21 protein-coding genes are annotated in these 21,376 nt (G+C 65.0%); 12 read left to right on the top strand and 9 right to left on the bottom strand.

The window, feature by feature from the left end; translation table 11 throughout:
- The first annotated feature begins 108 nt into the window (after positions 1 to 108).
- The 5 genes from J3474_RS14160 to J3474_RS14140 all read left to right on the top strand — a co-directional run bounded on the left by J3474_RS14160 (position 109) and on the right by J3474_RS14140 (position 6,233).
- Positions 109 to 1,497, top strand: a complete 1,389-nt coding sequence (locus tag J3474_RS14160; protein WP_207094605.1) for a glycosyl transferase family protein — start codon at positions 109 to 111, stop codon at positions 1,495 to 1,497.
- Positions 1,494 to 2,696: a hypothetical protein gene (locus tag J3474_RS14155; RefSeq protein ID WP_207094604.1), complete on the top strand. Its 1,203-nt coding sequence runs from the start codon at positions 1,494 to 1,496 to the stop codon at positions 2,694 to 2,696. Before J3474_RS14160 ends, J3474_RS14155 begins: the two co-directional genes overlap by 4 nt.
- 47 nt (positions 2,697 to 2,743) lie before the next feature.
- Entirely contained in the window at positions 2,744 to 3,658 is a 915-nt protein-coding gene (locus tag J3474_RS14150) for a sulfite exporter TauE/SafE family protein (protein ID WP_013833083.1), read from the top strand.
- Complete coding sequence (locus J3474_RS14145) at positions 3,655 to 4,419, top strand: TIGR02186 family protein (RefSeq protein ID WP_207094603.1); 765 nt, start codon at positions 3,655 to 3,657, stop codon at positions 4,417 to 4,419. Before J3474_RS14150 ends, J3474_RS14145 begins: the two co-directional genes overlap by 4 nt.
- A gap of 125 nt (positions 4,420 to 4,544) precedes the next feature.
- Entirely contained in the window at positions 4,545 to 6,233 is a 1,689-nt protein-coding gene (locus J3474_RS14140; RefSeq protein ID WP_013833085.1) for an ATP-binding protein, read from the top strand.
- Positions 6,234 to 6,244: 11 nt separating this feature from the next.
- On the opposite strand, the gene J3474_RS14135 is transcribed toward J3474_RS14140, so the two are convergent.
- From J3474_RS14135 to J3474_RS14125, 3 genes are all read right to left on the bottom strand, one after another.
- Positions 6,245 to 7,663, bottom strand: coding sequence for an MATE family efflux transporter (locus J3474_RS14135; RefSeq protein ID WP_242528411.1), 1,419 nt, complete (start codon positions 7,661 to 7,663; stop codon positions 6,245 to 6,247).
- On the bottom strand, positions 7,660 to 8,406 hold the full coding sequence (locus J3474_RS14130) for a 7-carboxy-7-deazaguanine synthase QueE (protein ID WP_207094602.1): 747 nt from the start codon (positions 8,404 to 8,406) through the stop codon (positions 7,660 to 7,662). The genes J3474_RS14135 and J3474_RS14130 overlap by 4 nt, the downstream gene beginning before the upstream one ends.
- Before the next feature lie 274 nt (positions 8,407 to 8,680).
- Positions 8,681 to 11,386, bottom strand: a complete 2,706-nt coding sequence (locus tag J3474_RS14125; RefSeq protein WP_207094601.1) for a valine--tRNA ligase — start codon at positions 11,384 to 11,386, stop codon at positions 8,681 to 8,683.
- A 182-nt stretch (positions 11,387 to 11,568) separates the two neighbouring features.
- Between J3474_RS14125 and J3474_RS14120 the strand changes: the two genes are divergently transcribed.
- The 5 genes from J3474_RS14120 to J3474_RS14100 all read left to right on the top strand — a co-directional run bounded on the left by J3474_RS14120 (position 11,569) and on the right by J3474_RS14100 (position 16,058).
- Positions 11,569 to 12,684 (top strand): ABC transporter permease, encoded by a 1,116-nt coding sequence (locus J3474_RS14120; protein WP_013833089.1) that lies wholly within the window; start codon positions 11,569 to 11,571, stop codon positions 12,682 to 12,684.
- Positions 12,681 to 13,565: an ABC transporter ATP-binding protein gene (locus J3474_RS14115; RefSeq protein WP_207094600.1), complete on the top strand. Its 885-nt coding sequence runs from the start codon at positions 12,681 to 12,683 to the stop codon at positions 13,563 to 13,565. The genes J3474_RS14120 and J3474_RS14115 overlap by 4 nt, the downstream gene beginning before the upstream one ends.
- 9 nt (positions 13,566 to 13,574) lie before the next feature.
- Complete coding sequence (locus J3474_RS14110; protein WP_013833091.1) at positions 13,575 to 14,513, top strand: MlaD family protein; 939 nt, start codon at positions 13,575 to 13,577, stop codon at positions 14,511 to 14,513.
- A gap of 11 nt (positions 14,514 to 14,524) precedes the next feature.
- Entirely contained in the window at positions 14,525 to 15,145 is a 621-nt protein-coding gene (locus J3474_RS14105; protein ID WP_376706539.1) for an ABC-type transport auxiliary lipoprotein family protein, read from the top strand.
- Positions 15,146 to 15,500: 355 nt separating this feature from the next.
- Positions 15,501 to 16,058: an outer membrane protein gene (locus J3474_RS14100; protein WP_013833093.1), complete on the top strand. Its 558-nt coding sequence runs from the start codon at positions 15,501 to 15,503 to the stop codon at positions 16,056 to 16,058.
- Positions 16,059 to 16,165: 107 nt separating this feature from the next.
- On the opposite strand, the gene J3474_RS14095 is transcribed toward J3474_RS14100, so the two are convergent.
- From J3474_RS14095 to crcB, 6 genes are read right to left on the bottom strand one after another with little or no spacing between them, the layout of a single operon-like run.
- A complete protein-coding gene (locus J3474_RS14095; RefSeq protein ID WP_207094599.1) occupies positions 16,166 to 16,906 on the bottom strand; it encodes a hypothetical protein in 741 nt (246 codons plus the stop codon).
- Between the two features lie 10 nt (positions 16,907 to 16,916).
- Entirely contained in the window at positions 16,917 to 17,615 is a 699-nt protein-coding gene (locus J3474_RS14090) for an ATP12 family chaperone protein (RefSeq protein WP_207094598.1), read from the bottom strand.
- Positions 17,612 to 17,821: a hypothetical protein gene (locus J3474_RS14085; RefSeq protein ID WP_207094597.1), complete on the bottom strand. Its 210-nt coding sequence runs from the start codon at positions 17,819 to 17,821 to the stop codon at positions 17,612 to 17,614. The genes J3474_RS14090 and J3474_RS14085 overlap by 4 nt, the downstream gene beginning before the upstream one ends.
- Complete coding sequence (locus J3474_RS14080) at positions 17,818 to 18,468, bottom strand: HAD-IA family hydrolase (protein WP_207094596.1); 651 nt, start codon at positions 18,466 to 18,468, stop codon at positions 17,818 to 17,820. The genes J3474_RS14085 and J3474_RS14080 overlap by 4 nt, the downstream gene beginning before the upstream one ends.
- A complete protein-coding gene (locus J3474_RS14075; RefSeq protein ID WP_013833097.1) occupies positions 18,465 to 19,727 on the bottom strand; it encodes an RluA family pseudouridine synthase in 1,263 nt (420 codons plus the stop codon). Before J3474_RS14075 ends, J3474_RS14080 begins: the two co-directional genes overlap by 4 nt.
- Positions 19,724 to 20,131, bottom strand: a complete 408-nt coding sequence (gene crcB / locus J3474_RS14070) for a fluoride efflux transporter CrcB (protein WP_038576384.1) — start codon at positions 20,129 to 20,131, stop codon at positions 19,724 to 19,726. Before crcB ends, J3474_RS14075 begins: the two co-directional genes overlap by 4 nt.
- 338 nt (positions 20,132 to 20,469) lie before the next feature.
- On the opposite strand from crcB, the gene rpsU reads away from it, so the two are divergent.
- Both rpsU and J3474_RS14060 read left to right on the top strand, forming a co-directional pair.
- Entirely contained in the window at positions 20,470 to 20,676 is a 207-nt protein-coding gene (rpsU, locus tag J3474_RS14065) for a 30S ribosomal protein S21 (RefSeq protein WP_007011585.1), read from the top strand.
- Between the two features lie 155 nt (positions 20,677 to 20,831).
- Positions 20,832 to 21,353, top strand: coding sequence for an FKBP-type peptidyl-prolyl cis-trans isomerase (locus J3474_RS14060; protein ID WP_013833100.1), 522 nt, complete (start codon positions 20,832 to 20,834; stop codon positions 21,351 to 21,353).
- Positions 21,354 to 21,376 lie beyond the last annotated feature (23 nt).

The raw sequence follows: 21,376 nt of genomic DNA, 5'->3' as shown, positions 1-21,376 counted from the left end.
TCTGGTGAACGGTGCGTTCGAATACTTGCGTGATGCTCGCGTGAGAGAACTGGCATGTATTGGACGGATGGGGGTGGTTTGAACTCGATTGAAGTCATACGGTCTGCGATGGCAGTCCTGCAACTTGTGGAACAGGAACTTCTTCTGTTCGCGGCCTTCTGGTTTCTTCTGGGAGCGATCGATGAGGTCGCCGTCGACTTGTGCTGGATCTGGCTGCGATTGACCGGCCGTGCATGCGCGGGATACGTCAGCCGCGAAGCGGCCGAGGCGCCGCTCGCCGGGAGGGCAGCCGTCTTCATTGCCGCCTGGCAGGAAGAGCAGGTTATCGGCCATACAATCCACCATGCACTCTCGGTCTGGAAGCAAGCTGAATTCATCCTTTATGTCGGCTGTTACAGCAACGATCCAGCCACGGTTTCGGCGGCCATGGCAGGTGCCGGAAATGATCCACGTGTGAGGGTCGTTATCCACCACAATGCCGGGCCAACGACCAAAGCAGATTGTCTGAACCGCCTTTACATCGCCGTATGTGACGATGAGAGGCGGTACGGATACCGCTTCAAGAGCATAGTCTTGCACGATTCCGAGGACATGGTCCACCCGGCCGAGCTTGCCGTCATCGATGGTGCGCTCACCGAGGCAGACTTCGTGCAACTGCCGGTCTGGCCCGAGCCTCAGCCAAATTCCCCCTGGGTTGGCGGGCACTACTCGGATGAGTTCACCGAGTCCCATGCAAAGTCGCTGGTCGTACGCAATGCGCTTGGCGCGGCCATCCCGGCGGCAGGTGTTGCCTGCGGCTTCTCAAGAGAGATCATGGCCCGCATTGCCGGGCTTCGCCATGCGGAGGGTGGCCCGGGTCCTTTTGCGTCGGAGTGCCTGACCGAGGATTATGAACTGGGCGTGCTGGTCAGGCGGGAAGGCGGGCGTTCGGTTTTCCTGCGGGCACGCGATGCCGACGGCAAGCTCGTTGCCACCCGCGCTTATTTCCCGTCCCGCCTTGAAGACGCAGTTCGCCAGAAGACGCGTTGGATCCACGGGATCGCCTTTCAGGGCTGGGACCGGCTTGGCTGGGATCAGGGTTTCGCCGATTTCTGGATGGCGCTGCGCGACAGGCGGGGCCCGCTCACAGCCCTCGTTCTGGGCATGGGTTACATTCTGCTCTTGGTGGAAGGTGTGCTTGGCGTGTTCCGGCTTGCCGGATGGCACTCGCAGGTGGTCATATCGTCATCGCTGAGAACCATGCTTCTGTTGTGCTTCGCCAGCTTCCTATGGCGTGCGCTTGTCCGCTTCGTGTTTACCGCGCGCGAATATGGCCTGGCCGAAGGCTTGCGCGCCGTGCTGCGGATACCGGTTGCCAACATCATCACGATCATGGCGGGGCGCCGTGCGCTGGCGCGCTACATCCAGACCTTGCGCGGGGAGGCGATAACCTGGGACAAGACCCGGCACGATGTTCATCCGGCCCACGTCTCGTCCCGGACTGGAGGCGTCCGATGACCGCAGGAACCCAGGTTCGCGGTCAACCGCTGGTTGCGCTGCTCGCGGTAGCCGGCGGCTGGATCGGCGGTCGCGCCATCACATGGGAACCGCCGACCCTGATCCAGGAAGCCGTGGCCAGTGAAGGTGCGCGTGGGCCGGCTGGCGTGAGGCAATATGGACCGCTCCGTTTCGACGCTACCGCAGGGCCCCAGTCCGCGCCACAAGCCAGCCTTTCCACGGTTCACGACGGGCGCGAACAGAGCCCGCAATCGGATTCGCGCTTCCTCGGGAACGGGGCGGGGCTGGAGGAGCGGAGCTACAATGCGCCGGGTCGAACGGCGCCCGCATGGCTTCCTGTAATCTGGGACCTTGCGGATTTGACAAATGGCCCGGCTGCGGCCGGGTTCGGTCCCGATCGGCTGCCGCGCGTTGGGATCTACGATTTGCCGGGCGTTCAACTTGCAGCTCAGCCTGCGCCTCCATCCGTCGTCGGGTCGGGCGCGAACGCGGCCAGGATACCGGCGGGGCCGGATCGAGAGGCAGGCGCTGCGGTTAAGCCCAAGCGCTGGTCCGGCGATGCCTGGGCCCTGATACGCGGAAGCGGAAATGTGGCGCTCGTCAAGGGAGCTTTGCCGGCGACTTACGGGGCAAGCCAGTCGGGCGCGGTGCTGCGATATCGTATTGCCCCGGGCAGCGCTTATCGACCGACGGCCTATCTTCGCTCGACTTCGACTCTCGGGACGGTGCGGCAGACTTCAGCGGCTCTGGGTATTTCCGCGCGGCCGGTTCCGGGCCTTCCGATCGTCGGGGCGGTCGAAGGGCGGATGACCGACGATGCCGGAACGCGCAGGTTCCAGCCTGTCGCAATGGCAGTGACGGAACTGGCACCCTTTGGACTTGCAATGGGCCTGCGCGGCGAGGCTTACGGACAGGCAGGCTACGTCGGCGGAAAGTTCGCGACGGCTTTCGCCGATGGCCAGATTCGTGCTGATCGCGACCTGTTTTCTGCAGGACGCTTCCAGGCACGATTGGGTGCCGGCATGTGGGGCGGCGTCCAGGAAGGGGCCGGGCGGCTCGATTTCGGACCTTCGGCAACGGTAACGGGGCCGCTGGGAAGGGGAGCCTTCGGGCGCCTTGCATTCGATTGGCGCTTCCGTTTCCTGGGCAATGCAAACCCCGATTCGGGTCCAGCCGTGACTCTTTCCGCAGGTTTCTGAATCGCTGCTTTTCTCCGCCGCCACGCTGCGGTAGCGAGATAGCAGTAATGGACGTCTATCTTCCCATCGCCAATCTCTCGGTCAACGGCCTGATCATCGTCGGTCTTGGCGCGATCACCGGCCTCCTTTCGGGGATCTTCGGTGTGGGCGGCGGATTTCTGACGACGCCGCTGATGATATTCTACGGCATACCGCCCACGGTCGCCGCGGCATCGGCTGCCAGCCAGGTGACCGGTGCGAGCGTGTCAGGGGTCTTCGCGCATACCCGCCGGGGCGGGGTGGACTACCAGATGGGCGCAGTCATGGTCGCGGGCGGTATCATCGGCACCGGGATCGGCGCCCTGCTGTTCAACCTGCTTGCCCAGCTCGGTCAGATCGATACCGTCATCAACATTCTCTACGTTGTCCTGCTCGGTTCGATCGGCGGCCTGATGGCGAAGGAGAGCATCCAGTCGATCAGGGCGGAGCGCAGCGGCGTTCCGATGGCGGCGAAGAAGCGGCGCCACCACCCGATGGTCGCAAGCCTGCCGATGCGCTGGCGCTTCTATCGATCCGGGCTCTACATTTCGCCGCTTGCGCCGCTCCTGCTTGGCATGGGCACCGGCATCCTGACGATGCTCATGGGTATCGGCGGCGGCTTCATCCTCGTGCCGGCGATGCTCTACATCCTGGGCATGAGCGCCAATGTCGTGGTCGGTACGTCGCTGTTCCAGATCCTGTTCGTGACGATGGCGACGACGATGATGCACGCCCTCACGACCCACGCGATCGACATTGTCCTCGCCTCGCTGCTGTTGTTCGGTTCGGTGACGGGCGCGCAGCTGGGGGCGCAGTTCGCGCAGAAGGCGAGCCCGGTGAAACTGCGCCTCGTGCTGGCCATCATCGTCCTCGTGGTTGCGGCGCGCATGGCGCTCGGGCTGGGATACCGGCCTGACGACATCTACACGATGGCGCCGCTGTGAAGCGCCTGCGGGCGTCGCTGTGCGCGCTGATGGCGCTGTTCCTGCTGACGGGAGCCCGCGATCCGATCCTCGTGCCCGAAGTCTCGCAGCACGAAGTCGATCTCCAGCAAGGCTTCACCGGCACCGAACTGCTCCTCTTCGGAGCGATCCTGACGCCGGAAGGCTCCCGCGCGGCGCAGGACTATGACATCGTCGTTGTTCTCAAGGGGCCGACACAGTCGATCGTCCTGCGCGAGAAGCAGAAGGTCGCCGGGATCTGGATCAATGCGGCAAGTACCGAATTCCGCTCCGCTCCGTCCTACTATGCGATCGCCTCGACACGCCCCATCTCCGAAATCGTCGACGACAAGACCGCCGCCATCTACGAACTGGGCCTTCAGTGGCTGCAGCTTTCACCCATTGGGGCGATCAATCCGGAAGAGCAGTCGCGGTTTTCGGCAGGGCTTGTGGAACTGAACCAGAAGCACGGCCTCTATCGTGACAGCGAGGGCAGCGTGAAGGTGAGCGAACAGGTGCTCTATCAGGCGCGCATCGACCTGCCGTCCAGCGTGCCGATAGGTACCTATACCGCTGAAACGTTTGCGATATCGAAGGGTCGTGTGGTCGCCTCAGCCTCGAGCGAAGTGGAGGTGCGCAAGCTTGGCTTCGAGCGCGCCGTGGCGAATTTCTCGGATAACTACGGCTTCGTCTATGGACTGCTCGCCGTCTTCGTCTCGGTAGGCATGGGCTGGCTTGCAGGCCGCCTGTTCGCACTGATCTGATCCCAGGTTGGCTGGCGCCTGCAAGAGGCGTCCCTGTGCGTCGATGCAATCGTGTGTGCATTTTAGCCGGAAATTAACTCGACAGACCTAGAAACCAAGATCCTTGGCGGCTTTCCAGGTGCTTGATGGATCAGATGCGTATCGATGAGTTTGAGCGTGCAACTCCTGCTGAGCGGAACGTCGATGGGTCGTTCAAACCCGTGACGCGCAAGAGCACGGCTGAGCCGATTGGCGTGGTCCTGGAAGTAGCAGGTGCCGGAACGCGCATCGCGTTCGATCTCGAGAAACTTTCGCTGTCTTCTCAAGATCCCGATCCCACCGTCGCTCTGTCCGGGCAGGTCGGCAGCCAGATCAAGATCCGAGTCGGCAATGGCTGGCTGCTTGCCAGCGTACGCAACCAGAAGCAGGACAATGCGGTCCCCGGCGGTATCGCCGCCGACGCCGATTTCCTGGGCGAGGGTGAGGAAGAGCGCCTTACCGGGCGCATTCACAGCTTCCGCCGCGGCGTTACCTTCTTCCCGGTCCCCGGCGCACCGGTCTATTCCGCGACCAGCGAGGACCTGCGGCAGATCTATGCCAGCGACGGACGCAGCGCGATCCAGATCGGCAACGTCTATCCGACCCGAGACATTCGCGCCGGGCTCTATGTCGATGCGATGCTGGGCAAGCACTTCGCGCTGCTTGGTTCAACCGGTACCGGCAAGTCGACCAGCGCGGCACTGATCCTGCACCGGATCTGCGAGCATGCGCCCGAAGGCCATATCATCATGGTCGACCCGCACGGCGAATATTCCGCGGCGTTCCGCAGCACCGGGGTGATCCTCGATGTCTCCAACCTGCAGATGCCCTACTGGCTGATGAACTTCGAGGAGCATTGCGAAGTCCTGCTGACTTCGCGCGGCGACGACCGCCAGCTCGACGCCGAAATCCTCGGCAAGTGCCTGCTCGAGGCGCGTTCGAAGAACCGGCTCGCCGAGCAGATGGGCAAGATCACCGTCGATTCGCCGATCCCCTACCTGCTCTCGGACCTGGGCAACATCATCAGCAACGCGATGGGCAAGCTCGACAAGGGCCACTCCAGCGCGCCCTACATGCGCATCCGCAACAAGCTCGACGAGCTGAAGGGCGATCCGCGTTACCAGTTCATGTTCTCCGGCATGCTCGTCGGCGATACGATGGCGGACTTCATCTCGACGCTGTTCCGCCTGCCTTCGCGCGGGCGGCCGATTTCGATCATCGACGTCTCGGGCGTGCCTTCGGACATCACTTCGACGGTCGTTGCGGTGCTGAGCCGTCTCGTCTTCGACTTCGCGATCTGGTCGCGGGAGGAAAAGACCCGCCCGATCCTGCTCGTGTGCGAGGAAGCGCACCGCTACGTTCCCAACGAGAAGAACGCCGACGGTTCCTCGGTCGGGCGCATCCTTTCGCGCATCGCCAAGGAGGGCCGCAAGTACGGCATCTCGCTCGGCCTGATCACACAGCGTCCGTCAGACCTTGCCGAAGGCGTGCTGTCGCAGTGCGGCACGATCATCTCGATGCGCCTCAACAACGACCGTGACCAGGCTTTCGTGCGCGCGGCGATGCCGGAAGGTGCGCGCGGTTTCCTCGATTCCATACCGGCGCTGCGCAACCGCGAGTGCATCATCTGCGGCGAGGGCGTTTCGATCCCGATCCGCGTGTCCTTCGACGACCTCGAGGAATTCAAGCGTCCGGCTTCGGAAGATCCGTCCTTCACCCAGCTCTGGAATACGTCCGGCGGCGAGGAAGAGATGGTCCAGCGCACGGTTCAGCGCTGGCGCGCTCAGGGTCGCTGAACGAAGGGAGTCTAGTCCTTTGCGAAGGCGCGCCGCCAATTGCCCTTCGTATAGTAGGCGATTGTCAGCAGCATCGAGGCGATGCCCCCTACCGGAAAGGCCCACCAGACGGCATCGCCACCCATCTGCGGGTATAGCGCGTAATAGAAGCCAAGGCGGGCCGGGTAGAGCGCGATGGCCATGATGATCAGCGGCGCCACGACGGCGCCGTAGGCGCGCATGGTGCCCGACAGGATCATCGTCACCGACATGAAAAGGTAGGCGCAGGTGCAGATGAGCTGGATGCGTTCGGCAATCGGCATGGCCGGGCTGTTCCCGCCCAGGAACAGGGCAAGCAGCGGATGGTCGGCCAGGACGATGATCGCGGCGAGCGTGGTGGTCATCGCCAGGTTGCTCAGCACGCCGACGCGGGTCACTGCGCCGACGCGGGCATGATTGCCGGCTCCCAGCGTCTGCGCCACCATCGCACTGACGGCCGAGCCCACGGCGAATGCGGGCATCTGCAGGTAGTTCCAAAGTTGCAGCGACGCGCCGTAGGCTGCGGCGGCGTTGAGCCCCTCGCGGTTCACCAGCCCGATCATGATGACGCCGGCCGATGAGAAAAGCAGCATCTGCGCGCCCATCGGCACGCCTTTGGTCACGATGTACTTCAGCTCTTCGCTTCGCGGGATTACATAACGCAGTTCGGCTCCGCGCAGCCGCAACGGCAGGTCCTTGCGGTAGATCTGGCGGATCTGGAATATCGTGCCGGAGAAGTTGGCGAAGGCCGTCGCCATGGCCGACCCGGCGATCCCCAGCGAGGGCACGGGCCCCAGGCCCATGATCAGCAGCGGGTTGAGCACGATGTCGAGCATGACCGTCAGGATCATGGCGTATAGCGGCGTCTTGGAATCCCCGGCGCCGCGCAGGGCCATGGAGATGATCATCGACATCACCCCGAACGGCACGGTGACGAAGATCACGCGCAAGTAGGCGAGGGCCTCGTGCACGCTGGCCTTGGGCGTGCCGAGAGCGTCGAGCAGGGCGGGCGAGAAGTACCAGCCCAGCGCGCCGGTCACGGCGGACAGGGCGACGCACAGGCCGAGCCCGGTGCCGAATGTCGCGCGCAGGGCTTCGATGTCGCGGGCACCGAAATGCTGGCCGACGCGCACCGTCGTCGCCATGCCCAGTCCGATCGTCGCGGCGATTACGAGGAACATCACGATATTGGCGTTGGCGGTTGCCGCCAGCGCGCTTTCGCCCAACAGCCGGCCGACCCAGATCGTGTTGATCGAGCCGTTGAGCGTCTGCAGCACGTTCGACAGCAGCATCGGGATGGAGAAAAGGAGCAGGGTGCGCAGGATCGGTCCCTGCGTCAGGTCACCGCGCTGGGTCTTGCCGTGAGTGCCCTCGGCAAGGGCCTCAGCTTCCATCGATACCGCTTCGCTCATGTTCCCCGCGTGTCGCCCCAGAGGTGGATGTGCAGCCGGTCGGTAAAGCGCAGGCCCCTGCTCACGCACAAGTCGGCCAGCCAGGCGGAGCGCTGGCGCACCACCTCGCTCGAGCGGCCTTCTGGCATTAGGAAGATGCGCTCGCCCGGAATCGCGTAAGTCTGCTGGAGCGCAAGCACTTCGTCGAGGTCTTCCGGCTCGGCAATGACGAACTTGAAGTAGCCGCGTGGATCGGCCGACCATGCCGCGAGGCGCTGCGGGATCAGCGCGAGGTCCGCCGTGTTGCCGCTGTGGGCGAGCTTGGGGCTGACATTGAACTGGTGAATCAGCGGATCGAGCGCGGCGTGGGGCGCAACCGAGCCGTTGGTCTCGATCTCGACATGCATGCCGGGGCGCAGCGCGTTCAGTTCACCGATCATGCGGGCCAGCGCCGGACCCTGCAGCAGCGGTTCGCCGCCGGTGATCACGAGCCGGTCGGGAGGCAGGGCAGCAACCTGCGCCGCCACGTCCGCTTCCGCCAGCGAGAGCTGGTTCGCCGTGCGCTTGAAGGCAGTGTCGTCGCGGTGGGGGCGGTTGTCACCCTCGAAACGCCAGGTGTAGGCCGTATCGCACCACTGGCAGGCAAGGTTGCAGCGCGAGAGCCGCACGAAAGTGCTCGGCCGTCCCATCGACGCACCTTCGCCCTGCAGCGAAGCGAAGATTTCTGGTTCACCCGGCGTGGTCGTGGCAAGGATCAGGGGCATCGAAGGCGGGTTTCGGTTCCGACAGGTTTACACGGTTTACACAGTCCAGAGGCAATTGGCACCGCTCTGTGGGCCGCCTTGATTACACCTGTTTTGCAAGGGCTTTGAGGGACGGGCATGGCGGTACAGTGACAGACCCGGCCCGTGTAGGAAATGGTGAAGATGGCGTGGTGCCGGTGCGTTGCGGGTGCGTCGACAGGCCTGGCAAGGGCGGGCGGAGCGAGACGTTTCGCTCCGCCCGCCCTTAGCCTGTCGAAGGCCAAAGGCGCCTGGCTTACCCCAGGCGCGCCAGTGCCGCCGCAAGGCGCTCGGCTTCGGCGGTGTGGTGCGCGTGGTCGCTGCGGGCTTTCTCGACCGCCTCGGGCTTGGCCTTTTCGACGAACTTGGGGTTCGAGAGGCGGCCTTCCAGCGACTTGGCTTCCTTCTGCGAGGCGGCCAGTGCCTTTTCGAGGCGGGCCTTTTCCGCCGCGATGTCGATCACGCCTTCCAGCGGGATCGCCAGCATCGCATCGCCGGCGCCGACTTGCAGCAGTGCGCCTGCCGGAGCCGCTTCGAAGTGGATCGCATCGAGGCGGGCAAGGCGGTCGATCGCCGCGCCGTTGCGCCCGACGATGGCCCTTGTCGCTTCGCTCGGATCGGCGAGGTAGGCAGTCAGGCGTGCGCCCGGCGCAATGCCGAGTTCGGCCTTGGCGCCGCGCAGGTTGCCGATCAGCGCGATCAGCCACTCGACCTCGGCCTTGGCGGCGCCGTCGACCGCGGCGCCGGGCGCAGGCCACTTGGCGGTGATCAGCGGGTAATCGCCGCGCTCGCCCATCTTGCTCCACAGTTCTTCGGTCACGAAGGGCATGAAGGGGTGGAGCATGACGAGGATCTGGTCGAGCACCCAACCGGCGACGGCCTTGGTCTCCGCGTCGAAGTTGCCCTTTACCAGTTCGATGTACCAGTCGCAGAACTGGTCCCAGACGAAGTGGTAGATGGTGTTTGCCGCCGCGTCGAAGCGCAGCTCGGCCATGGCCTTGTCGAGTTCGGCCAGGGTCTCGACGACTTCGCCGATGATCCACTTGTTGACTGCCGTCGTGGCCGCCGGGGCTTCCACCGAGGTCGAGGCGCCGATGCCGTTGCTCTGGCAGAAGCGGGCCGCGTTCCACAGCTTGGTCGCGAAGTTGCGGTAACCCTCGACGCGCTTTTCATCCATCTTCACGTCGCGGCCCTGGCTTTCCATGGCCGACATGAAGAAGCGCAGCGCGTCGGCGCCGTACTTGTCGATCAGGCCGAGCGGGTCGACGACGTTGCCCTTGGACTTGGACATCTTCTGCCCGTCCGCCGCGCGCACGAGGCCATGCAGGTAGAGCCGCTTCCACGGCACTTCCTTCATGAAGTGGATGCCCTGCATCGCCATGCGCGCATCCCAGAAGAACAGGATGTCGAAGCCGGAAACGAGCAGGTCGTTGGGGTAGTGCTTCTTGAGCAGCGGCGCGTCCTCGTCCGGCCAGCCCAGCGTGGCGAAAGGCCACAGCGCCGAGGAGAACCACGTGTCGAGGACGTCCTCGTCGCGGGTCAGCTTCTTGTTGCCGGCCAGCGCCTGCGCTTCTTCCTCGGTCTCGGCGACATAGACTTCGCCGTCCTCGGCATACCACGCCGGAATCCGGTGGCCCCACCAGAGCTGGCGGCTGACGCACCACGGCTGGATGTTCTCCATCCAGTTGAAGAAGGTCTTTTCCCAGGTCTTGGGGACGATCTCGATCTTGCCCGAACGCACTGCCTCGAGCGGGGGCTGGGCCAGCGTTTCGGCATCGACGTACCACTGGTCGGTCAGCCAGGGTTCGATGACTACGCCGCCGCGGTCGCCGAAGGGGGTCTGGATCGTGCGCGGCTCGGCGTCGTGCTCGACTTCATTGCCTTCCTTGTCCCTGGTGACGTGGGGGATGAGGAAGCCCAGTTCCTTCATCTCGGCCACCACGGCATCGCGCGCAGCGAAGCGCTCCATGCCAAGGTACTTTTCGGGAATCAGGCCATCCGCGGTCTGCACCACGTTGGCTTCGGCATCGAACATGTTGAGCATGTCCGCAGGCTTGATTCCGGCGCGCTTGCCGACTTCGAAGTCGTTGAAGTCATGGCCCGGCGTGATCTTCACCGCGCCCGAGCCCAGCTGCGGATCGGCGTGCTCGTCGCCCACCACCTTGAAGCGGCGGCCGGTGATCGGCTGGAGGATCTCCTTGCCGATTACGGCCTTGTAGCGCTCGTCCTCGGGATGGACGGCCACGGCCATGTCGGCCAGCATCGTTTCCGGGCGCGTGGTGGCGACCTCGATGTAGTCCTGCCCGTTGGCAAGCGTCACGCCGTCGGCCAGCGGGTACTTGAAGTGCCAGAAACCGCCCTGCATCTCGCGCGTCTCGACCTCGAGATCGGAGATCGCGGTCTTGAGCTTGGGGTCCCAGTTCACCAGCCGCTTGTCGCGGTAGATCAGGCCCTGGTTGTAGAGATCGACGAAGACCTTCACGACCGCCCTGGTGAAGTGCGGGTCCATCGTGAACTGCTCGCGGCTCCAGTCCATCGAGCAGCCCAGGCGGCGCAGCTGGCGGGTGATGGTGCCGCCGCTTTCGTGCTTCCAATCCCAGACCTTGTCGACGAAGGCTTCGCGCGAATAGTTGGTGCGCTTGTCCTGTTTCGCTTCCATCTGGCGCTCGACCACCATCTGCGTGGCGATGCCGGCGTGGTCGGTGCCGACCACCCACAGCGCGTCCTTGCCGCGCAGGCGCTCGTAGCGGATGACGATGTCCTGCAGCGTGTTGTCGAGCGCGTGGCCGATGTGCAGCGAACCGGTGACGTTCGGCGGCGGATTGACGATGGTGAACGGCTGCGCGTCCGGGCGCTCCGGGCGGAACAGGCCGTTGTCTTCCCAGTGGGAATACCACTTCGCCTCGATCGGGGCGGGGTCGAAAGTCTTGTCGAGCGCAGGCGCGGGATTCTGGTCGGTCATGGCGCGGCGCTTTGCCAGTGCTGGGCAAGTCGCGCAAGTTGCCAGTGCGGCCTCTCGCGGGTCCGTGCCTTTGTTTCGCCGCACGGCCTTGCGAAAGCACGGGATCGACGTGGCGGCGAACAATTCGTCGCAGCCGGGGAACCTCTTGCCGGTCCACGGTTTTTCCCCCAATACGAGCGCACATGCGGGAATGGGCTGAATTCACTCTGTCGGAAAGCGACGAAGGCGGTGTTCCTACGCTGGCGCTGCAGGGGCCCCTGCGCGTGCATTCGCTGGGCGATCTCGAGGACAAGCTTGAGGCTGTCGACGGGCATTTTCAGCAGATCGACCTCTCCGGCGTTACCGATATCGATACGACAGGCGCGTGGCTGGTCTCGCGATTTGCCGACCGGCGAGGCGTGGCAATCGTTCATGAAAGCGAGCAGGCGCGGCGGCTCTTCGCAGCCATCGGCAGCGTCGAGGGGGAGGAAGCGGAGATCGCGCCGGAGCCTCCGCTGCTGCGCCGCACGGTCGCGGAATTCGGCGGTGTCGTGACCCTGTGGGGGCGCGGAGCGATGAGCGCTGTCGCCTTCCTGGGCGAACTCATCATGAGCCTGGGCACGATCGTCCGCCACCCCTCGCGGCTGCGGGTCAAGTCGTTGGTCCATCACATGCAGTACGTGGGCATCAACTCGCTGTGGATCATCAGCCTGATGAGCTTCCTCATCGGCATCGTCATTGCCCAGCAGGGCGCGGTGCAGCTCGCCCAGTTCGGCGCGGAGATCTACACCATCAACCTGACTGGGCGCCTTTCGATGCGGGAGCTTGGTATCCTGATGACCTCGATCATGGTCGCGGGGCGTTCGGGTTCCGCCTTCGCGGCGCAGATCGGGACGATGAAGCTGACCGAGGAAGTCGACGCCATGCGCACCATCGGCGTCTCGCCGATGGAAGCACTGGTGGTGCCGCGCGTGCTCGCCTCGATGATCATGATGCCGCTGCTCGGCTTCTGGTCGGCGATCCTCGCGATCATCGGCGGCGCCTTCATCTCGAACTTCGCGCTCGACATTCCGTTCTGGACATTCCTGCAGCGCACCCAGGCCGTGGTGCCGATCACGGACGTGTGGATCGGCCTGCTCAAGGCCCCGGTCTTCGCGCTGATCGTCGCGCTGGCGGGCTGCTATCAGGGCATGCAGGTAACCACCAACGCCGAGGAAGTGGGCAGCCGCACCACCCAGTCGGTCGTCACCGCGATCTTCACCGTCATCGTCCTCGACGCTTTCTTCGCGATCTTCTTCACGGAGATCGGCTGGAAATGAGCGACACCCAGGAATATCCGATCCAGGTCGAGGGGCTGCGCAACGCCTTCGGTGAGCACGTGATCCACGAGGATCTCTCGCTGAAAGTCCGCAAGGGCGAGATTCTCGGCGTCGTCGGCGGCTCGGGCACCGGCAAGTCGGTACTGATGCGCTCGATCATCGGCTTGCAGCGGCCCACCGCGGGCACCGTCACCGTGCTCGGCCATGACATGGAACATGCCGATGACGAGGACGAAATCGACATCCGTTCGCGCTGGGGCGTGCTGTTCCAGGGCGGCGCGCTGTTCTCGACGCTGACCGTGGGCGAAAACGTCGAGGTTCCCCTCAAGCAGTTCTACCCGGAGATATCCGACCAGCTGCGCGAGGAGATCGCCCGTTTCAAGGTCAAGCTCTCGGGCCTGCCCGAGGAAGCGGCCTACAAGTATCCCAACGAGCTGTCGGGCGGGATGAAGAAGCGCGCCGGCCTTGCCCGTGCGCTTGCGCTCGATCCCGAGCTGCTGTTTCTTGACGAGCCCACCGCGGGCCTCGACCCGATCGGCGCGGCCGCTTTCGACAAGCTGACGCGCGAACTGAAGGAAACGCTGGGCCTTACGGTCTTTCTCATCACGCACGACCTCGATACGCTTTACGCGATCTGCGACCGCGTGGCGGTGCTGGCGGACAAGCAGGTGATCGCCTGCGGGACGATTCCCGAACTGCTGGCGCTCGATCACCCGTGGATCCAGGAATATTTCAACGGCCCGCGCGGCCGCGCCGCACTGGCGGCCAAGGACGATCCCGAAGTGCACCCGGAACATGCAGGGTCAGGGCTCGTTGATGAAGAGAAGACCGAAAGGGGCGAAGGGCAGACCATGGACAAGTCCGGAAAAGCGGGGGCATAGGCACGGGACATGGAAACGCGCGCCAACAATGTCTGGGTCGGAGCCGTCACGCTGGTGCTGCTGGCGCTGCTGGCGGCCTTCATCATCTGGATCGCCCGCCTCAATGAAGGCGAGCGCACCGAATACGACATCTTCTTCAAGCAGTCGGTGGACGGGCTCGCCAAGGGGTCCGAGGTCAACTACGCGGGTGTTCCCGTGGGGCAGATCTCGCAGATCGAGCTGTGGCCCAAGGACCCCAGCTTCATTCGCGTGCGCATCAAGGTGGACGAGAAGGTCCCGGTGACGGTGGGTACGTCCGCGACGATCCAGGGCAGCTTCACCGGCGTTTCGGACATCCAGCTCGAAGGCGCGGTCAAGGGCGCCCCGATGCTGACCGAACCGGGCCCCGAAGGCGTGCCGGTCATCCCGACCAAGCGCGGCGGCCTTGGCGAGATTCTCTCCAACGCGCCGCTGTTGCTGGAACGTCTCGCCACCCTGACCGAAAGCCTCAACCAGCTTCTCTCCGAGGAGAACCGGCGTTCGATCACCGGCATCCTGAGCAATACCGACAAGATGACCCGCGACCTGTCGCGCGCCACGCCGCAGATCGAGGCGACTGTGCGCGAACTGCAGGGCACCCTGGATCAGGCGACCAAGACGCTCGCCGCATTCGAGGGCGTGGCGACCAAGGCGGACTCTCTGCTCGGCAGCGAGGGCAATTCGCTGGCGGCGCAGCTGCGCGCCACGCTCAGTTCCGCGCAGAAGTCGATGGATCAGCTCGACAAGACGATGGAGACGGCCCAGCCCGCGCTGCGCCAGGTTTCGCAGCAGACGCTGCCCGCCGCGGAAGCCGCGATCCGTGACCTTCGCGCGACCAGCAAGGCGCTGCGCAACGTAACCGAGAAGATCGACGAGCAGGGTGCAGGTGCGCTGCTCAAGGGCCAGAAACTGCCGGACTACAAGCCATGACGGAATTCAGGATGGGGAATGCGATGAGCGGTTGGCGCAAGTCCGGCGCATGGCGCGGGGCGGTGATCGCGGCAGCCTGTCTGACGCTGCCGGGATGCATCAGCCTCGGTGCGAAAGTGCCCGAACAGCTGATCAAGCTCACGCCCGATGTCAGCGCTCCGGCCGGGGCGACGGCCAGCGGCCAGCTCAGCGATGCCATCGTCGTGCTCGATCCCGAGGCCGACCGCAGCCTCGATGTCATGCGCGTGCCGGTCCAGATCAACGAATCCAGCGTTGCCTATCTCAAGGACGCTTCGTGGATCGAAAAGCCCACCCGCCAGTTCCGCAACCTGCTTGCCGAAACGCTGCGAGCCGAAACCGGCAAGCTGGTCGTCGAAGGCGGTGATTTCGAAGTGACCGGCAAGACGCTGATCGGCGGCCGCCTGCTCAACATGGGCTATGATGCCCCGAGCAGTTCCGTCGTGGTCCGCTTCGACGCCATGCGCCGTGAACCCGGTGGTGAAATCGTCACGCGCCGCTTCGAATCCGTGGTCAACAACGTCGAGCCGAAGGCCGACTGGGTCGGTCCCGCGTTGAACCAGGCCGCGAACGACGTGGCCCGGCAGGTCGCGCAGTGGGTCAAGGAAGGCTGATCGACGGCGCTACACCCGGGCTGGGATGCGTATTTCGAAGCCTGAATTGATAAAATTTCAAGCGTGGTTGCAGTAATGTGCAATCCATGGGGGCGCCTCCTCTTATGAAAAGAGGTGGGGGCGAAATAATTCTTCGCAATGTTCCGTCACACTTCTTGGCAATGGATTGCATCCGCACTTTAGCGAGACTTCGGTGCCCCGCTGCGCGATGCCCGTGTTGCCGCAGTGCAACACGTCTCCTTTGGGTCACACTTCCTTTCATCTCCATGGATTGACTGCGTTTTACCCTCTCCGTACGCGGCGCCTCCCCCCGGTTCTGCCGGGCAGGGAGGATAAGAAAATGCAGGAGTTTTACATGAAGAAGTTTGCCATTGCCGGCGCCGCTGCCGCACTGTTCGTCGTTCCCGCCGCCGCCAACGCTCAGGCGTGGGTGCAGGCCGAGACCGGCCTCGACGTCGTTTCCATCGGCGGCGAGTCCGACGAAGGCGTGAGCTATGGCGCTTCGGCTGGCTACGACGTCGCTCTGTCGGGTGGCATGTTCGTTGGTATTCAGGGCACCGTTGCCGACAGCAGCACCAAGGAATGCGTCCGCGACTTTGACGTCGTTGGCGACAAGCTCTGCGTGAAGACCGGCCGCGATCTCGCCGCCGTGGTCCGTCTCGGCACCACCGTTGGCGAAAGCACCAAGCTTTACGTTCTGGGTGGCTACGCCAACGGACGCGTTCGCCTGACCTACAACGATGGCGTCGACAGCGACTCGATCGGCGAAAACGGCGACGGCTTCCGTCTCGGTGCCGGCGCGCAGTACACGCTGAGCAACAACATGTTCGTGAAGGGTGAATATCGCTACACGAACTACGAAAGCGACTTCAGCCGTCACAATGTGCTGGTCGGCCTCGGCTTCCAGTTCTGATCCTTGCCTGGCAAGGATAGGGTGAGGCGCCTCTAGCCTCTCCCAACCACAAGCATGCGAGCCCGCTCCGGTTCAGGCCGGGGCGGGTTTTCTTTTGGCGGTGAACCTCAGTCGCTGGGCTGGTCTTCGATCAGGGCGATCATGCGCTCCAGCCAGGCGCGCGGCTGGCGGGCCCGGCCGATGTCGCAGACGAATTCCTGCCCGCGCCGCGCGGAATCGAGACCTCGGCGCCCGATCCAGCGTTCCGGACGATCATGGTAGGTGAGGCCGCGTTTTCCCAGCCATGGCGGCACTTGCCAGAGATTGAGCGGCCCGCCCGGCTGCGTCAGCCGCAATTCGTCCACGGCCCTGCGTGCCGTGGCGCCGGGGCCGAACCAGATCGCATTGTTTGCGGGCCATTCGCCTTCGGCATGGGGGTGTGGCCTTGGCGGTTCGCGCCAGCAGGGGGATTGTCGCAGGACCTCGGGAGCAGCGCAGGCCTCGACGCGCATATGGGCAAAGATGCGGTGATGGCGCTCGCCCGTGTCGGGATCGGCGAAGAGGCCGAAGAACAGGAAATGATCGCCCGGGCCGACGCCGTGCTTGATGAGATGACCTTGCGCCGCGCCGCACTGGCCGAACCAGCACAGCCCGTCTCCGAACATCGGGTCGTCATGGCACAGGTCGGCGCCGCCGATCCGGCCGCGGGTGAGGGCGGTCACCAGTTCGCCGAGGCCGCGTTCGGCAAAGCTGGTGCGAGAGCGGTCCGCTGCGGGGATCGGCAGGGAGACCGGTGCGCCGCCCAGAATCGGAGAGGGCACTCCGCCCGCTGTCGTGTCGAAACCCTTGCGGCTGAAGACGAGCTTCACGCCGCCCGCCTCAGCCTTCGCGGGCGAGCCGGGTGAGGCGCATGGCCAGCTCGAAAGCCTCGAGGCGGGTCTTGCGGCGCTCCGCGGCTTCCCAGTCTTCACCCCACAGCTCGATCTGCCAGTCCTCTTCAAGGTTGGCGGCGCGCCACAGCGTTTCGCTGTCCGCATCGGGCTGGGCCGCGAAGAGGCCGATGACGAGCGAAGCGGCGAGGCTGGTGAGCATGCGCAGGCCCGCCAGGGTGAAGTCGTCCTGCTCGCCCAGAAGCTGTTCCAGGCGGGCAAGGGTCCGGGGCGGCTGCGGCTTGTGAATGATGCCCGAAACGCGGGTGAACGTCAGGCCCCAGCGCTCCTCGGCGCTCTTGAGCAGGGGTTCCCAGACCTCCTGCTGGCGCTGGAAGAGCGCATCTTCCGGGTCTGCGCGATAGCACAGGGTGTCGGTCTCGGCGTAGGGCACCATGCTCCGGATCGCCTCGGCGCGGTCGACGGCAACGGCGTCGATGGCAAAATCGCACAAGTCGCGCAGGACGAAGCCGGCCGGGTCGATATCTTCGCCCTGTGCGGCCCATTCCTCGGCCAGCGCCTCGGCCAGGGGCCTGGTGGGCACGATCTGCGTGCGGCCTCCGGCTGTCTTGATCGGCCGTCCGTCGAGCAGGACGCGCCAGCCTGAGTCGGTCTCGCCGACGGTAACTTCCTTGTAGAATCGCTTCATTTGGGTGTGCGCCACTTCCGCGCGAGAACTTTGGGGACGATGAAGGTGTCGGCCAGGCCGACGGCGATGAGGATATAGCCCAGCCACGAGGGCAGGGGGTAAGCGCCGTTGGCGACGAGGATGCCCGCCACGACGAAGGCCACGCCCAGCAGGCGCACGATCTGGATCACCGCAAAGCGGGCCGCCGCCGGATCGCGCTCGCTCATTTGAGCAGGTAGGCCAGCAGTTCGGCCGGGGTTTCCGCGACCCATTCGGCGCCCGCCGCCTTCAGTTCTTCGGGATGGTGATAGCCCCAGTCGACCCCGACCGCGCGGGTGCCGGCGGAGCGCGCCATCTGCATGTCGTAGCCGGTGTCGCCGATCATGACCGCTTCGCCGGGCTGCGCTCCCGCTTCGAACAGGGCCTGCTCCAGCATTTCCGGATTGGGCTTGGAAGGGTGGCGATCTGCGGTCTGCAGGGTAACGAACAGGTCGGTTATGCCGTTGTTGGCAAGGCAATGCGCCAGGCCACGGTCGGACATGCCTGTGGCGACGCCGAGCGTCCAGCCCGATGCGGCGAGCGTGCGCAGGCAGTCCTCGACCCCCTCGAACAGGGGCTGCGAAACGCGGCCTTCGGCGCGTGCGGCTCGGAAGGCTGCCTTGTAGCTTTCGGCCATGGCCTGCTGCTGTTCGAAATCGCTGCCGGGAAGCAGCTGGCGCATCGCCTGCGGCAGCGACAGGCCGACGGCGCGGCGGATCGTATTGCGCGGCGGACTGGCGATGCCGTGCTCGGCGAAAGTCGCTTCCATCGCCTCGCAAATCGCCGCCTGTCCGTCGATCAGCGTGCCGTCACAGTCGAAGACGGCCAGCTTCACCGCTTGCCTCGCGGGCCGCCGGGCTTCTTCGCGCCGCTCCGGCCTCCCGTCGGCCGTCCACCGGCAGGCTTGCCGGGGCCGGGCTTTCCGCCGGGCCGCGCAGGCTTGCCGCCGGGGCGGGCGGGCTTGCCCGAGCGCGCACCCGGTTTGCCGCCGCGCGGCGGCGGGCCGTCCCCGCGTGAGCGCCGCTCTCCGCGCCGTTCCTTGCGGTACTGCTTGGAGTGGGCCTTGGCCGCGCGCTTCTGCTCGTCCTTGCCCGGCTCGGGCGGAGCTTCGGGCAGTTCGGCGCCGTCGGCCTCATCGAAGCCGAGCTGTTCCAACGAATTGGCGAAATGCTCGGGCAGCGGGGCGGTCACGTCGAGCGGGGCGCCGTCGGGATGGTCGATGATCAGGCGGCGCGCGTGCAGGTGCATCTTGCGGCTGATCGTGCCGGTCAGGAAGGCGTCCTGCCCGCCGTACTTGCCGTCGCCGACGATCGGGTGCCCGATTGCCGCCATGTGCACGCGCAGCTGGTGGGTGCGGCCGGTCAGAGGATGCAGTTCCACCCACGCGGCGCGGTTCCCGGCGCGGTCGAGCACGCGGTAGCGGGTGCGCGCGGGCTGGCCGCCTTCCTCGTCGACGTGCATCTTCTCGCCGCCGGTGCCCGGCTGCTTGGCAAGGGGCAGTTCGATCATGCCGTCCGAGATGCTGGGCACGCCGACCACGAGAGCCCAGTAGATCTTCCTCGCCGAACGGCCGGAGAAGCGCTTGGAGAAGAACGCGGCGCTGCCCGGGGTGCGGGCGATCAGCAGGACGCCGGAGGTGTCCTTGTCGAGCCGGTGGACGAGGCGGGGACGCGGGCCGTCAGGCGCATAGGCGTCGAGCAGGCCGTCGACGTGCTGCTTCATGCCCGAGCCGCCCTGCGTGGCAAGGCCCGGCGGCTTGTTGAGCACGATGGCGGCGCGGTCCTGCGTGAGGACCATCGAATCGGCGAGTTCCAGTTCTTCCTCGGTCAGCTCGCGGCGGGTGCGGGCTGGCTTGCCGCCCGGCTTGACCTCGCCGCCCGGGGGGACGCGCAGGACCTGTCCCGCGCTCAGCCGGTCGGCGACGTCGGCGCGCTTGCCGTCGACGCGGATCTGCCCGGTGCGGGCCCAGCGCGATACGGTGGCGAAGCCGACTTGCGGCAGGTGCCGCTTGAACCAGCGGTCAAGGCGGACGCCTTCATCGTCGGCGCCGACGGTGAACTGGCGGACAATGTCGTTATTTTCGGGGCGGCTCATGCAACGTGCCTCATGATCGAAAGGCCAAGGAACAGGCTCATCACGCCGGCGATCAGGGAGATGCCGGTATAGAAAGCCGCAAGCCCGAGCTGGCCGCGCTCGGCAAGGCTGACGATGTCGAGACTGAAGGAAGAAAACGTGGTGAAGCCGCCGAGCACGCCGACGGCAAGGAACAGGCGGGTGCCTTCGCCATGGCTGCCGAAGCGGGCGAGCCAGCCCACGAGCAGGCCCATGAACAGGCTGCCCAGGACGTTGACGGTAAGCGTTCCCCAGGGGAAATCGCTGGCACGCACGGGCCCGATCGCGGCGACCCAGGCGCGACCCACAAGGAATCGCAGCCAGGCGCCGAATCCGCCGCCGAACGCCACGTAGAGCGAGGCTACTATAAAGGAGGGATGAGGCATCGCGTCGCCTTAGCGGCGAATCGGCAATAATCCAATTCTTCCCGCATGACCGTGCTGCCCAGGCCGTGGGGGCTGCGGGAGAGGGGGGAGCAGACTCCCCCTCCCGGCGTTGAAATGTGGCCTTCGTGTCACTATATTGTGTGAATGTAGGGCCGGATTGCCGTTGGTTTCAGGCCTTTCTGCTTGTCTTTGTGCGGTCGCTTTGCTAACGGCCCGCCCAATCGAGCCGGACTCTTTCGGGGTGCGGCCCTGTTTTTGGCTTTCAGATTCGCAGTTTGCCACGCGGGAAACGACGCGGGGCGAGCTTCGTTCGTTATTTTTGTGAGGTGTTTCGGTTTATGCAGATCATGGTTCGCGACAACAATGTTGATCAGGCCCTTCGTGCGCTCAAGAAGAAGCTGCAGCGGGAAGGTGTCTATCGCGAAATGAAGCTGCGCCGTCACTACGAGAAGCCGTCGGAAAAGCGCGCCCGCGAAAAGGCCGCTGCCGTGCGCCGCGCCCGCAAGCTTGAGCGCAAGCGCATGGAGCGCGACGGCGTCAAGTAAGACGCCTTTCCCGCTGCAAATGCGGGAAACATCCATTGAGCGCGGCGTTCGTGCTTGAACGCTGCATCTGCTTGAGCCATGAGGGCGCGGAATTTCCATCCGCGCCCTTTGTGTATCTGCCTGTGGGGCGAATTTTCGTACGAGGCCTAACGAAGATGACAGAGATCACCCGCGTCCCGCTGCAGCCTGTTGCCAAGGGCGCCGTCACCAAGATCTGGCTCGGCGTTGCCGCAATTGCCCTGGCGGCCGGCGGCGTGGCCTATGCCGCACTTCCGCCTTCGGTCGACGTGAAGACGCTGACCGCCGGTTCGGGCGAATCCCCGACCGCCGATGACGTCGTGCTGATCAACTACAAGGGCACGCTGCCCGACGGTAAGGTCTTCGACGAGGCCAAGCAGGTCCCCATGGCGCTTAACGAAGTCGTCCCGGGCTTTACCAAGGCGCTGGTCAAGATGCAGCGCGGCGGCAAGTACAAGGTCGAGATCCCCTCGGAGCTGGCCTATGGCGACAAGGCCGTCGGCGACATTCCCGCCAACACCGACCTGACCTTCGAAATCGAACTGATCGACTTCAAGAGCCGCGCCGAGATCGAGCAGCAGCAGCGCATCCTCCAGCAGCTCCAGCAGATGCAGTCGCAGGGCGGCATGCCGGGCGCAGAAGCACCGGCTCACCCCTGATCCGGGGCTGATCCGGGCTGATC

Origin of the sequence: Novosphingobium sp. PY1 (assembly GCF_017312445.1) — a bacterium.
In the GTDB taxonomy this organism is placed as follows: domain Bacteria; phylum Pseudomonadota; class Alphaproteobacteria; order Sphingomonadales; family Sphingomonadaceae; genus Novosphingobium.
This window is presented reverse-complemented; position numbering and strand designations above follow the sequence as displayed.

Coding starts and splice junctions, on each gene's coding strand:
- rpsU (WP_007011585.1), top strand. CDS start 20,470: ATGCAGATCATGGTTCGCGACAACAATGTTGATCAGGCCCTTCGTGCG.
- J3474_RS14110 (WP_013833091.1), top strand. CDS start 13,575: ATGGAAACGCGCGCCAACAATGTCTGGGTCGGAGCCGTCACGCTGGTG.
- crcB (WP_038576384.1), bottom strand. CDS start 20,131: ATGCCTCATCCCTCCTTTATAGTAGCCTCGCTCTACGTGGCGTTCGGC.
- J3474_RS14115 (WP_207094600.1), top strand. CDS start 12,681: ATGAGCGACACCCAGGAATATCCGATCCAGGTCGAGGGGCTGCGCAAC.
- J3474_RS14120 (WP_013833089.1), top strand. CDS start 11,569: ATGCGGGAATGGGCTGAATTCACTCTGTCGGAAAGCGACGAAGGCGGT.
- J3474_RS14140 (WP_013833085.1), top strand. CDS start 4,545: ATGGATCAGATGCGTATCGATGAGTTTGAGCGTGCAACTCCTGCTGAG.
- J3474_RS14155 (WP_207094604.1), top strand. CDS start 1,494: ATGACCGCAGGAACCCAGGTTCGCGGTCAACCGCTGGTTGCGCTGCTC.
- J3474_RS14075 (WP_013833097.1), bottom strand. CDS start 19,727: ATGAGCCGCCCCGAAAATAACGACATTGTCCGCCAGTTCACCGTCGGC.
- J3474_RS14100 (WP_013833093.1), top strand. CDS start 15,501: ATGAAGAAGTTTGCCATTGCCGGCGCCGCTGCCGCACTGTTCGTCGTT.
- J3474_RS14135 (WP_242528411.1), bottom strand. CDS start 7,663: ATGAGCGAAGCGGTATCGATGGAAGCTGAGGCCCTTGCCGAGGGCACT.
- J3474_RS14130 (WP_207094602.1), bottom strand. CDS start 8,406: ATGCCCCTGATCCTTGCCACGACCACGCCGGGTGAACCAGAAATCTTC.
- J3474_RS14150 (WP_013833083.1), top strand. CDS start 2,744: ATGGACGTCTATCTTCCCATCGCCAATCTCTCGGTCAACGGCCTGATC.
- J3474_RS14160 (WP_207094605.1), top strand. CDS start 109: ATGGCAGTCCTGCAACTTGTGGAACAGGAACTTCTTCTGTTCGCGGCC.
- J3474_RS14105 (WP_376706539.1), top strand. CDS start 14,525: ATGGGGAATGCGATGAGCGGTTGGCGCAAGTCCGGCGCATGGCGCGGG.
- J3474_RS14060 (WP_013833100.1), top strand. CDS start 20,832: ATGACAGAGATCACCCGCGTCCCGCTGCAGCCTGTTGCCAAGGGCGCC.
- J3474_RS14090 (WP_207094598.1), bottom strand. CDS start 17,615: ATGAAGCGATTCTACAAGGAAGTTACCGTCGGCGAGACCGACTCAGGC.
- J3474_RS14085 (WP_207094597.1), bottom strand. CDS start 17,821: ATGAGCGAGCGCGATCCGGCGGCGGCCCGCTTTGCGGTGATCCAGATC.
- J3474_RS14125 (WP_207094601.1), bottom strand. CDS start 11,386: ATGACCGACCAGAATCCCGCGCCTGCGCTCGACAAGACTTTCGACCCC.